At 41.6% G+C, this 13,244-nt stretch carries 5 protein-coding genes; all 5 read left to right on the top strand.

The genetic code is table 11. The annotated features are described in order from the left end of the window. Window positions 1-399: 399 nt before the first annotated feature. The 5 genes from MED217_RS00155 (at window position 400) to MED217_RS00135 (ending at window position 13,243) form a co-directional block, all read left to right on the top strand. Window positions 400-5,973 carry an alpha-2-macroglobulin family protein gene (locus tag MED217_RS00155; RefSeq protein WP_009778427.1) on the top strand — a complete coding sequence of 1,858 codons (5,574 nt, stop codon included), beginning with the start codon at window positions 400-402 and terminating at the stop codon, window positions 5,971-5,973. A gap of 4 nt (window positions 5,974-5,977) precedes the next feature. After that, window positions 5,978-8,344 carry a penicillin-binding protein 1C gene (pbpC, locus tag MED217_RS00150; protein ID WP_040532437.1) on the top strand — a complete coding sequence of 789 codons (2,367 nt, stop codon included), beginning with the start codon at window positions 5,978-5,980 and terminating at the stop codon, window positions 8,342-8,344. A 91-nt stretch (window positions 8,345-8,435) separates the two neighbouring features. Then, window positions 8,436-8,939 (top strand): GbsR/MarR family transcriptional regulator, encoded by a 504-nt coding sequence (locus MED217_RS00145; protein ID WP_009778425.1) that lies wholly within the window; start codon window positions 8,436-8,438, stop codon window positions 8,937-8,939. 14 nt (window positions 8,940-8,953) lie between these two features. Further along, window positions 8,954-10,090 carry an efflux RND transporter periplasmic adaptor subunit gene (locus MED217_RS00140; RefSeq protein ID WP_009778424.1) on the top strand — a complete coding sequence of 379 codons (1,137 nt, stop codon included), beginning with the start codon at window positions 8,954-8,956 and terminating at the stop codon, window positions 10,088-10,090. A gap of 15 nt (window positions 10,091-10,105) precedes the next feature. Next, window positions 10,106-13,243, top strand: a complete 3,138-nt coding sequence (locus MED217_RS00135; RefSeq protein ID WP_009778423.1) for an efflux RND transporter permease subunit — start codon at window positions 10,106-10,108, stop codon at window positions 13,241-13,243. Window position 13,244: the final 1 nt, after the last annotated feature.

The raw sequence follows: 13,244 nt of genomic DNA, 5'->3' as shown, positions 1-13,244 counted from the left end.
TATTTTATTCCTACAACACTTAAACTGTCAATTTGTGTATTTCGTCGATATTATGGCTGTATTTAACATTTTTATCATAAAATTTAACACTTTATAGCGTTTCAAAATGCACTTTATCGACTTTTTGAATGTACGTAAACAAATACAAAACTCGCCATTTGTGTATTTCATCGATTAAAAAACGCACTTGTTCGTCGATGAAATGCAATAAATTATACTTTAACATCAAATCGTGTTGATTGATATAATTTTTATACAAGTATTTTATACGAGTTTCATAACAAGCATTTTAGCTCAAAAAATGAGCAAAAAAGAAGAAAAGCATTAGTCAAAAATTAAGAAAAGAAGTATTTTACAATTTAGCTTGTAATTGTGGCGTTTCTCAATAAAATAGGTTTCATGAAAAAAGAATATTACCTCCTCTACCTTGTTGCTTTTTTAGCTTTTTCCTCTTGTACCAAAAAGCATCCAAAAACCGATAATATTTTTAAGTTCAAAGAATATATTTCTTTCAACACCTTTGGTAATGCTTCGATTGAAGATCCTATACGCGTAGTCCTCGCCAAGCCCACTTCTCAGTTTGAAGCCACTCAGGAAATACCTTCAGAATACCTGATCATTAATCCAAAAACAGAAGGTTCTTTTTTTATTGAAAACGGAACTCAGCTTCTTTTTAAGCCGGAAGAAGCCCTGCGCCCCGATACCGAATACACTGTAACCTTAAAATTGAGCCGCTTTTTTGAAGACATTGACCCGGAGTTTAAAAATTACACCTTCGGATTTAAAACCATCACACCCAACTTCAAGATAAACTTAGGCAACCTTCAATCTTATAGTAAAGAGTGGCAGTACTTAACAGGCTCTATTGAAACTTCAGATTGGGTGGCTGCAGAAAAAGCAAAACAACTCGTAAGCGCTTCTCAGGAAGGAAAGGCGCTTCATATTGATTGGCCCACAGAAGAAACCAAGGGCACTTTTTTCAATTTTACCATAGACAGCATTCATCGTAAAAAGGAGAATTCGCAAATACGTATCGCCTGGAATGGCGAGAGTATTACCAGTGCTACCCAAGGTCAAAGCACACTCAACATCCCGGGTCAAGCCAATTTTACACTCGTAGATGTAGTGTCTACTTTGAGTCCGGAAACGGCCGTAAGCGTCAACTTTTCTGACCCGCTTCAAATGGAACAAAATTTTGACGGACTTGTTCAGCTTGATAGTCTATCTAATTTGCGTTATGAGGTTCAGGGCAATGTTTTAAATATCTATCCCAGACAGCCCTTAACCGGCGAGCTGACACTCACACTCAATAAAGGAATAAAGAATGCCTTTGGCGAAGCTTTACCCACAACCTATTCTCAAAAAATATCCTTTCAGCAGTTAAAACCTCAAGTGCGTTTGATCTCTAAAGGCAACATTCTTCCTGCTTCGATGAAAACGCCGATTTACTTTGAAGCGGTTAATCTTTCAGCTGTTGATGTGCGTGTCATCAAGATTTTTGAAGACAACATGCTGCAATACCTTCAGGATTCTGACCTCAACAGTACTTCTACCTATGATTTGAAACGCGTGGGCAGACGCATCGCAAAAAAAACCATTCCGTTGATCAATAACAGCATTGGTCAAACCGGTTTATGGAAAGCTTATGCCGTAGATCTTTCAGAATTATTTAAGGCCGATCCCGGAGCAATGTACCGCGTTGAGCTGAGCTTTAATCAAGACTATAGTCTGTTCCCTTGCCCTGATGCTGAAGAAGGAATTACTCAAAGCAAAGAAGATATTTACCTTGAAGAGTCTTATGAAGATTATTATAACACCGGAACCGGGGTCGAAGAAGATGAACGCGAAGAGCGCTATTGGGATAACGAATTGTACTCGTGGAGAACGCGCGTGTACAACTGGGAGGAAGAAGACAATCCGTGCCATCCCGCCTACTATAACGAAGAGCGTTTTGCACAAACTAATATTATAGGTTCAGACTTGGGGCTTATCGTAAAAGAAGGGGCTAATGGCGCCTATGATTTTATCACCACCAACTTGCTCACAGCTGAGCCTGAGATTGGCGTGGATATTAAAATTTACAACTATCAGCAGCAACTCATCAAAGACCTAAAAACAGACATCGACGGTCTCGCATCCTATAAAAGTGATCAAACAGCTGCCTTTGTTGTAGCGCAGCAGCGCAATAATTTTGCGTATGCAAAACTCGATGATGGGAACGCCTTATCCCTAAGTAACTTTGATATTCGCGGAGCCCAGTTACAAAAAGGATTACGCGGATTTATTTATACCGAACGTGGCGTGCATCGTCCCGGCGACAGCATTCATTTGAGTTTTGTTCTTAATGACCAGGCAAACCCTTTACCTAAGGAACATCCTGTAAAACTAGAGGTAACCGATGCCCGCGGAAAACTCGTGCAACGTACGCTATTGAGTTCAACACTTACAAATAAGAACGTTTCTGGCGGAAGCAGTCACGGTTTTTACTATTTTCCGATTCCAACTGCAAGTACAGACCCTACAGGAAACTGGAATGCAACCATCACCGTAGGTGGTGTTCAGTTTTCAAAAACCTTGCGCGTCGCTACCGTAAAACCCAATCGCCTCAAATTAAATCTAGATTTTGATGCAGAAACCCTATCTACTCAAAAACCCATATCCGGAAGCCTTACCGCACAGTGGTTACACGGTACACCGGCCCGCAATCTTAAAGCAGAAGTAACCGCAACACTCAACAGTACGGCTGCTGCCTTTAAAGATTATGAAAACTACGACTTCACAGATCCCGTGCGCAAATTCTCTGAAGTTGAACTCCCGATTTTAAAAGATAAAAGTTTAGACAATTCAGGAAAACTGAGTTTCAACCAGAAACTTGATTTGAGCAACAAAGCTCCGGGAATGCTAAAGGCTACTTTTTTAACCAAAGTCTTTGAAGGCGGCGGAGATTTCTCGGTAGATGTGTTTTCAAAAACCATCGCTCCATACGCGCACTTTACAGGAATTAAGGCTCCTGAACCTCATAAATACGATGCGTATTTTACCGATGAAGATGTGAATTTTGATTTGGTAAGTCTCACCGAAAACGGAAAACCCGCACCTAATCGCAAACTGGAGGTACAACTGTTTAAAATGGAATGGCGCTGGTGGTATAGCAGAGGTTACGACAACCTCTCGCGCTATGAGAATGCTTCGGTTTACAAACCTTTGCAATCTTTTAAGGTAACTACAAACAACAACGGAAAAGCAACTGCAAAAATCAATGTTCCAGAAAAAGAGGGCGGCCGCTATTTGCTGCGTGTGATCGATAAAGAATCGGGTCATGCCTCTGGCCTCATTACCTATTTTTATCGCAATTGGAGCAACGCACCTACAGCAAATGCTGAAAGTGCAAAAATGCTTGTTTTCAATTCAGATAAAGAAGACTATACGGTAGGCGAAGAAGCAGTAATCAAGTTTCCTTCTGCAGCAGCCGGAAATGCATTAATCAGCATAGAAAGCGGAACCGAAGTGATTTCTAAACAATGGGTAAAAACCACTAATGAAGAAACTACCGTGCGCATTCCTGTTACTCAGGCAATGGCTCCCAATGTGTATGTGCACATTAGTCTGCTACAGCCTCATGCGCAAACAGTAAACAATCGCCCTATACGCCTGTATGGTGTAATACCTCTTATGGTTGAGGATCCTCAAACCCTACTTGAACCGCAGTTAAAAATGCCGGAAGTACTCAAACCGGAAACAGATTACACAGTGCGCGTAAGTGAAGCTTCTCAAAAAGAAATGACCTACACCCTCGCTGTGGTAGATGAAGGTTTGCTTGATCTAACAAGATTCAACACGCCTGATATTCACAAGGCATTCTACAAACGCCAGGCTTTGGGTGTAAAAACTTTTGACATCTATGATTATGTTATCGGCGCCTATTCGGGTAGCGTAGACAATATTTATGCGATAGGAGGTGGCGATATGGCCGCCGGAGCGAAAAACCGAAAAGCAAATAGATTTAAACCAGTTGTAACCTATCTGGGTCCGTTTCATTTGAACGCTGGAGCAACAGCAACGCACAAACTGCATATGCCTAACTATGTGGGATCGGTGCGCACTATGCTCATCGCGGGTGACAATGCCACCGGCGCTTACGGAAGCACACAAGAAACAACGCCCGTGCGTAAACCTTTAATGGTATTGGCCTCTATCCCGAGACGCTTGGCTCCGGGAGAAAAGCTCACGCTACCGGTGACCGTTTTTGCTATGGAAGACAAGGTAAAACAAACCACGGTTACCATAGAAAGCAGCAATTCGCTTAAGGCTGTTGGTTCAAAATCAAAAACGATCACATTCAACGAGCCCGGTGAACAAATTGTGAATTTTGAATTTGAAGTGCTTCCGGCAGAAACACCTCAGCAATTTGAAATCACCGCCAGCGGAGCCGGAGAAAAAGCATCGTATGCTGTAGAAATTGATGTTGAAAATCCGAACCCTATTTCGCAGAAAGCAACATACTACACTTTAGAACCCAATGCCGAACTCCAGATAGATTATACCGGTTTTGGAGTTTTGGGAACAAATAGTGCAACGGTAGAACTTTCTACCTTACCGCAAATCGATTTTACAAAACGTCTTCAGTATTTAATTCATTATCCCTACGGATGCGCTGAGCAAACTACATCAAGCGGCTTTCCTCAGCTATATTTAAGCGCTATTTTCAATTTGGAAAGTGCGCAAAAACAGGAAACTATAAGCAATATTAAAGCTACTATAGACCGCTTAGGTATTTTACAAAATCCCTCTGGCAGCGTGAGCTACTGGCCCGGTGAACGTGAATCTGATGCTTGGGCAACCAACTATGCAGGACATTTTATTCTGGAAGCTCAAAAACAAGGTTATGCTCCTCCAATTACATTTTTATCAAACTGGCTGACGTTTCAAAAAAATGCAGCAAAACAATGGCGCAACGGGGCGACCTCGTACAACAGCAGTTTAACACAGGCCTATCGCCTTTACACATTGGCCTTAGCCGGTCAGCCCGAATTGGCCGCGATGAACCGCCTACGAGAATCCGGTGACCTGAACAACGACTCCAGATGGCGTTTAGCAGCAGCTTATGCTCTTGCGGGTAAAAAGCAGGTAGCACAACAATTGGTAAGTGAAGCTTCTCTTAATTTCAGCACCAAACGCGAATTGCAATACACCTATGGTTCGGTTTTGAGAAACAAAGCGATGGCACTAGAAACGATGATTTTGCTTGATGACAAGCGGCAACTTGAATTAGCAAACAGTATTGCTAAAGATCTTGGTTCGTCACAATGGCACAGTACACAAACTACCGCCTATGCCTTATTAAGCTTGTCTAAAATGCTCATCGCCAATGGCGGAAAAGCCATCACAGTACAGCTCGATGGAACAGCACTAACTACCGAAAATGGCTTCTTGCGTAAAACGCTTAATGTTTCAGAAGAGCAAAAGGTGCTAACCTTGAAAAATACTCAGGATAATCGGGTGTATGTTAGCCTTATTCAGCAAGGTAAACTTCCGCTAGGTGAAGAATTGGCTAGTCAAAATAACCTGATCCTAAACACACAATTTCTAGACGGTAATGGCAAGAACATAGCGGTTAATAACTTGCGTAAGGCTACGGCGATCAAGGCAAAAATCACGGTTACTAACAATTCTCAAAATCAGATTGACAATGTAGCTTTATCTCAAATTTTCCCCAGCGGATGGGAAATCGTAAATACGAGCTACACCAGTTTAAATGGTGGTGCTTCGGGTACAGCGCGCTATAAAGATATTAGAGATGACCGTGTTAATTTTTACTTTGATCTGAAACCGAAAACAACCCGCACTTTTGAAGTAGACCTCAACACCTCCTTCTTAGGCACCTATTATTTGCCGGGTACCCAAGTTGAAGCTATGTATGATCATACCTATTTTGCGCGTACAAAAGGCCAGTGGATCACCGTAGAACAATAGATCAATGCTGAACAAAACGCTTAGGCTATCACTATTAAAAAGGCTCAAACGCCATAAGATTGTTCTAGGTGTTTTGCTTCTTGTCGTTTTGGTCTGGTGCTTCAGTTTACCTAGGACCTTATTCAACAAACCCACAGCCACTGTGGTCAGCGGTAGCACTGGTGCATTGCTGGGCGCCCGTATTGCCAGTGACGGCCAGTGGCGTTTCCCAGAGGTAGACGAAGTACCAGAACGGTTTAAAACCTGCATCATAGCTTTTGAGGACGCCTATTTTTATAAGCATCCGGGTTTTAATCCGGTGGCGATGAGCAAGGCGTTATGGTCAAATCTTACCAAAGAAAGCCGTCGTGGCGGCAGCACATTGACCCAACAAGTGATACGTCTTTCAAGAGACAATCCCAATCGAACCTATCTTGAAAAACTTATTGAAACCTTTCTTGCCACCAGACTAGAAGCCGGTTATAGTAAAGATGAGATTCTAAAACTTTATGCCTCGCACGCGCCCTTTGGCGGAAATGTAGTTGGTTTAGAAAGTGCAAGCTGGCGGTATTTCGGAATCCCTGCGCAAGAACTCAGCTGGGGGCAAGCTGCAGCCTTGGCGGTATTACCCAATGCTCCATCTTTAGTTTTTCCCGGGAAAAATGAAGCTATTTTTAAAGCGAAAAGAAATCGCCTACTTAAGAAGCTAAAAGAGGAGAAGTCTATTGATCAAACAACCTATGAACTTGCTATCGCTGAAGATCTTCCCGGTAAACCCTTAGACTTGCCTGACGTGACACCGCATTTCACTGAACGTTTAGCACGCGAACAAACAGGAAAATCAATTACCAGCACTATTGATTATAACCTGCAAAAACGAATGAATCAAATTGCTGAAGAGGCTCATTTTCAGCTGAAGCAAAACCAGATTCATAACCTTGCAATTTTGGTTCTTGATGTAAATTCCAGAAAGGTTTTGGGTTATGTAGGTAACGCGCCTACCACTGCAGAACATGCCAATTATGTTGACATCATTCAAAGTAATCGCAGCACCGGCAGCACGCTTAAACCCTTCTTGTATGCCGCGCTTATGGGTAATGGAGACTTATTACCGCATAGCTTAGTTCCTGATGTACCTACGAGCATTAGTGGATATGCACCACAAAATTTTGATCGAAGTTTTCAAGGCGCAGTACCGGCTTCAGAAGCTCTGGCTCGCTCACTCAATGTACCCGCTGTGCACTTATTGCAGCAATACGGACTTCAAAAATTTTATAACAACCTGCATCAGCTTCAGTTTAAGGCCATCAACAAATCGGCAGATTATTATGGCTTATCCTTAATTCTGGGTGGAGCAGAAAGCAACCTTTGGGAGTTAACCAATGCCTACGCAGGTATGGCAGCGACACTCAATTTTTTTAATCGTACGTCTAGCGAATATCCGCAGCAAGCCTTTAAGCAACCCATCTATACAGAAAAAAACACTTACAATTTAGGAACTCCCGTACAGCATCCCGAAGTTTTTGATGCCGGAGCGATCTATGAAACGATGCTGGCTTTACAAGAAGTTAACCGACCTCAAGGTTCAGAAAACTGGGAATTCTTTACCGATGCACAACCCATTGCTTGGAAAACCGGCACCAGTTATGGTTTTAAAGATGCTTGGGCGGTAGGTGTAACGGGTTCGTATGCCATTGGCGTCTGGGTTGGTAATGCAGATGGTGAGGGCCGGCCCGGAATTACAGGTATTGAAGCTGCAGCACCCATACTGTTTAATGTACTTAACCTATTGCCGCAATCCTCTTGGTTTGAAATGCCGTATGATGAACTTACCGAAGCAAGTATTTGTTCGCAAAGCGGAACTTTAGCCGGTTTACATTGTCCCAAAACACACACAGCATGGATTCCTAAAAAAGGAATACGCACATCTGCTTGTACATATCACAAACCCATATTTCTAAATAAAGAGCGCAATTTGCGTGTAAATGCCAATTGTTATCCTTTAGCCGATATGGTCTCGACCTCTTGGTTTACGCTTCCAACGGTTTGGGAATATTATTATGCGCCGCAGCATCCTGAATACAAATCAATGCCTCCATTTGCATCGGGTTGTTATAGTGAGGACACCCAATTGATGGAATTTATCTATCCCAAAAAAGGAGAACAAATTTTAATTCCTGAAGATTTTGACGGGGAACAAGAGGTGGTTTTCAAACTTGCACATCGCGATGCAGACACGACGGTTTATTGGTATTTAGATGGTACTTACATCGGGCTTACAACTACTTTCCACGAACTATCTCTAGCCCTCAAGCCCGGTAAATACAGGATTTCTGCAACAGACGCCCAAGGCAACACGCAGGCGCAAACGTTAGAAATAGGGCCTGCCTAGATTTAACTTTTCATTTAACAAAACTTTAAATTCTGTTTAGTTCGGTATTTTCCGAACCAACCGTAATTTTGTCGCTTCAAATGATCTAGATATGGAGTTGGAAGCACTAAATGAAGAGAAACATATATTAATTGAACGCCTGGGTGTGCATATTGAGAAGAAGGATAATATTCCTCCTTTGGCAGCCAGAATTCTATCTACCTTAATATTAACCGGTAAAAATGGATGCACATTTGACGAACTGGTTAATAATCTTCAAGCAAGTAAAAGCACTGTTTCGACACACCTGACCAATTTACAGCATCTTAAAAAGATCACATATTATACAGTTTGCGGCGATCGCAAGAAGTATTTCATAATGAACCCTAAAAGCATGATCCTCAGTATGGGTGAAATGCTTGATACGTGGGAAAAAGAAAAGCATCTGCACATCGCCATTATGAACTATAAAGAAAAAATAAATCACATCGAGCCTGAAAATGCAGACCAGCATTTTGATCTTGAGTTTCACTTGGATTATCTCAACTACTTAGAACAGGCTAGTGACTCTATAAAGCGCATACGCGAAAGACTCTTAGAAAAACACAAACAATAAATAAACCCTCAACCATGAAAAAAAGAATATTTAACTATCTCGTTCCCGCCCTACTGGGAGTTCTTGTTTTTACCTCCTGTGGAGACGACAAGTCATCTGGTGAGGCTCAAGGGCAAGCACAACAAGTACAGCAATTACCTGTGATAAGCATACCTCAACAAACCCTTACAGGCTACAGCTCGTATCCCGCAAGTATAGAAGGTATTGTAAATAGTGGTGTGCGTGCAAAAATACAAGGCTATATCTCTGATGTGCTCGTAGATGAAGGAGCTAAAGTACGTAAAGGACAGCCGCTTTTTAAGCTAGAAACACAATCCTTAACACAAGATGCAAATGCTGCTCGTGCTAATGTGAATGCTGCTCAGGTAGAGGTTGACAAACTTAAGCCGCTCGTAGAAAAAAACATCATTAGTAGTGTACAGTTAGAAACCGCAAAAGCACAATTGGAGCAAGCCAAAAGTAGTTATGAAAGTATCGCGGCAAACATCAGTTATGCGACTGTGAAAAGTCCGGTAGACGGTTATGTAGGTGCAATTCCTTATCGTGAAGGAGCCCTCGTTGGTCCTTCAGACACCACACCTTTGACTACCGTTGCAGATATCGAACAAGTGTATGCATTCTTCTCTATGAATGAATCTGAATACCTCAATTTTATTCAAAAAACTGAAGGTTCATCGCTTCAGGAAAAAATCGAAAACTTCCCGGAAGTTGTTCTTATTCTTGCTAATGGAAAAGAATATGAACACAAAGGAAAAATTGAAACCGTAACTGCTCAAGTAGATCGTACAACAGGTACAGTAAGCTTTAGAGCAATTTTTGATAATCCTAATCAACTTATTACTAACGGTAACAGTGGTACTTTAAAAATACCTAATGTATATAGCGAAGTTCCTGTAGTCCCTCTTAATTCAACTTTTGAGCAACAAGGAAAAATAATAGCCTATAAAGTTGACAGCAACAATAAAGCGCAGACTACTGAGATCATTCCTCGTGCTACTATAGGCAACCTTTATGTTGTAGCGTCTGGTGTTGAACCCGGCGATAAAATCATTGCTAAAGGTGCTAATAAAGTGCGCCCCGGGACTACGATCCAACCCAATGAGGTTCCTTTTGACAGCATAGCAAAACCTGCTAAACAAATATTTCAATAAACAGAAACCGAAATCATGTTAAAGACTTTTATAGAAAGACCAGTACTTTCTACCGTAATCTCTATCATCATAGTGATTTTGGGAGTGCTAGGACTTACCACCTTACCGGTAGAGCAATATCCTGATATAGCACCGCCTACCGTACAGGTAACTGCAAATTATACCGGTGCCAGTGCCGAAACGATTCTGGAGAGTGTAATCATACCAATCGAAGAACAGATTAACGGGGTAGAAGGAATGAGTTATATTACTTCTACCGCAACCAATAATGGTACTGCCGAGATCACAGTATACTTTGATCAGGATACAGACCCTGATATTGATGCGGTTAACGTACAAAACAGAGTTGCTCTTGCAAATCCATTACTTCCGCAGGAGGTTACCCAAGCGGGTGTTGTTACTCAAAAGCGTCAAACAGGATCATTAATGTTCTTGTCTATGTACTCTAAAAATCCGGAGTACGATGCTACCTTCTTAAACAACTATCTAAACATCAATGTTGTTCCTGCTTTTAAACGTATTAACGGTGTGGGAGATGTTAACGTATTCTCTCAACAAGATTATGCGATGCGTATCTGGTTAAAGCCAGATCGTCTCAAGGCATACAATCTTGTACCAAGTGATGTTGCTGCTGCTCTCAATGAACAAAGTTTAGAAGCGGCTGCAGGTACTTTAGGACAGAATAATGGTGAAACTTTTTCATATACCATCAAATATCCCGGTAGATATAAAGAGGAAGGACAGTATGAAGATATCATCATCAAAGCTCTTGAAAACGGACAATTTTTAAGACTGAAAGATATTGCAGATATTCAGCTTGACGCACAATCGTATGCAGCGAGTTCACAAACCAAAGGATATCCTAGTGTGACTTTTGCCGTTTATCAAACCAAAGGTTCAAACGCGCAGGAGATCATTGAAACGGTAATGGAAGAACTTGAAACGATCGAAGCCGGACTTCCGGAAGGTGTAGAGATTTTTATCCCTTACAATACCAATGAGTTTCTTGAAGCTTCAATAGAAAAAGTGGTGCACACCCTTATCGAAGCCTTTATCCTGGTTTTTATCGTAGTATTTATTTTCCTTCAAGACTTTAGATCTACATTGATCCCTGCCATCGCAGTACCGGTTTCTATTGTGGGTACGTTCTTCTTCCTCAATTTATTTGGGTATTCTATAAACTTACTTACCCTTTTTGCACTTGTACTGGCAATTGGTATTGTGGTTGATGATGCCATTGTAGTTGTTGAAGCGGTACACGCGAAAATTGACGAAGGTGCAAAAAGTGCAAAAAGCGCTACAATAACCGCGATGCACGAGATCTCTGGTGCGATCATCTCGATCACCTTAGTAATGGCCGCAGTATTTATTCCGGTAACCTTTATTACGGGACCTACGGGAGTATTTTATGAGCAATTTGGTATTACTCTTATTGTCTCCATCGTAATTTCAGCGGTGAACGCGCTTACTTTAAGTCCGGCTTTATGTGCACTGTTCTTAAAAGCCCACGACGAGAAAGAAACTAAAGAAAAGAAAAGCTTCTTACAACGCTTTTATGATAAATTCAATAAAGGATTTAATGCAACCATAGAGCATTACGGTAAATCATTGACCTTCTTATACAAGAGAAAGTGGATTACTTTTGCTATGCTCATCTTAGCCGGTGTAGGTATTTATTGGTCTGCAACGACTACACGTACGGGATTTGTCCCTAATGAAGATCGTGGGGTTTTATTTATTGATTTATCTCTTGCGCCGGGTTCTTCACTTGACCGTACCAATGAGGCCATAACAGCGCTTTACGAGCAAATCAAAGATCTTCCGGGTGTTGAAGCTGCAAACACGGTAGCAGGTAGAGGTTTAATTAGTGGTCAAGGTAGCAACAATGCCCTTGGGTTTATCAAATTGAAAGACTTCTCAGAACGTGAAGCAGATTCTCTTTCGGTTGATGCGATTACCGCAAAGCTGTTTGGCATAGCTGCAGGATTTCCTGATGCTAATATCATTTTCTTTGCACCGCCAAGTATACCCGGATTTAGTATTTCTTCTGGTGTTGAAGTAAACCTACTCGACCGTGCTAGTGGTTCAATTACAGATTTAGATCAAGCCAATCAAGAATTTATGGGTAACATTATGGCACACCCAGAAGTTCAATATGCTCAATCTTCATTCAATACCAGGTATCCTCAATATCAACTGGATATTAATGTGCCTTTGGCAAAACAAACCGGGGTTGCTATTGATGACATTTTCTCTTCGCTTCAGGGATATATAGGTGGTATTTATGCTGCCGACTTCTCAAGGTTTGGTAAGCAATACCGAGTGTATATTCAGGCATATCCTGATTACCGCGCAGATACCGACGATATCAACTCGATGTTTATACGCACCAGCGATGGTAATATGACTCCGTTGAGTGAATATGTAAGTTTTGAGCGTGTTTACGGTCCGCAGGCAGTAACGCGTTTCAACTTGTTCAATTCTACAAAAGTTAATGTTTCTATGAACCCTGGTTATAGTTCGGGTGATGGTATTTCTATTGTGGAGGCCGAAGCAGCAAAACTGGCAAACAATTATGACATTGCGTATTCAGGACTAACCCGTGAAGAAGTAAATGCCGGAAGCCAGACGGTGGTTATTTTCCTATTGTGTGTGGTTTTTGTTTACTTCTTACTTTCGGCACAATATGAGAGTTACCTGCTTCCTTTAGCAGTGATCTTATCGCTTCCGTTAGGTATTTTTGGAGCCTTTTTTACTACTAAGATTATGGGGCTTGAGAACAATATTTACTTCCAGATCGCACTCATAATGCTGGTGGGGCTTCTGGCCAAAAACGCCATTCTGATCGTAGAATTTGCTATTCAACGCCGTAAAAACGGAGAATCTATCGTAGATGCTGCCATAGACGGAGCAAAAGCACGTTTACGACCTATTTTGATGACCTCTTTTGCTTTTATTCTTGGGCTTATGCCACTTGTACTAGCAACTGGTGTAGGTGCTGCGGGTAACCGCTCTATTGGTACGGGAGCTGTAGGAGGCTTGCTCATCGGAACAATTTTAGGTGTGTTTGCAATACCTATACTTTACATTATGTTCCAGTATCTACAAGAGAAAATTTCAGGAACTCCAACTCAAACCGAAGAAACGCATTAAG

Source organism: Leeuwenhoekiella blandensis MED217 (assembly GCF_000152985.1).
GTDB lineage: Bacteria > Bacteroidota > Bacteroidia > Flavobacteriales > Flavobacteriaceae > Leeuwenhoekiella > Leeuwenhoekiella blandensis.
This window is presented reverse-complemented; position numbering and strand designations above follow the sequence as displayed.

What these genes read in the sequence shown, in the direction of transcription:
- MED217_RS00140 (WP_009778424.1), top strand. Translation starts at nt 8,954, where the DNA reads ATGAAAAAAAGAATATTTAACTATCTCGTTCCCGCCCTACTGGGAGTT.
- MED217_RS00145 (WP_009778425.1), top strand. Translation starts at nt 8,436, where the DNA reads ATGGAGTTGGAAGCACTAAATGAAGAGAAACATATATTAATTGAACGC.
- MED217_RS00135 (WP_009778423.1), top strand. Translation starts at nt 10,106, where the DNA reads ATGTTAAAGACTTTTATAGAAAGACCAGTACTTTCTACCGTAATCTCT.
- MED217_RS00155 (WP_009778427.1), top strand. Translation starts at nt 400, where the DNA reads ATGAAAAAAGAATATTACCTCCTCTACCTTGTTGCTTTTTTAGCTTTT.
- pbpC (WP_040532437.1), top strand. Translation starts at nt 5,978, where the DNA reads ATGCTGAACAAAACGCTTAGGCTATCACTATTAAAAAGGCTCAAACGC.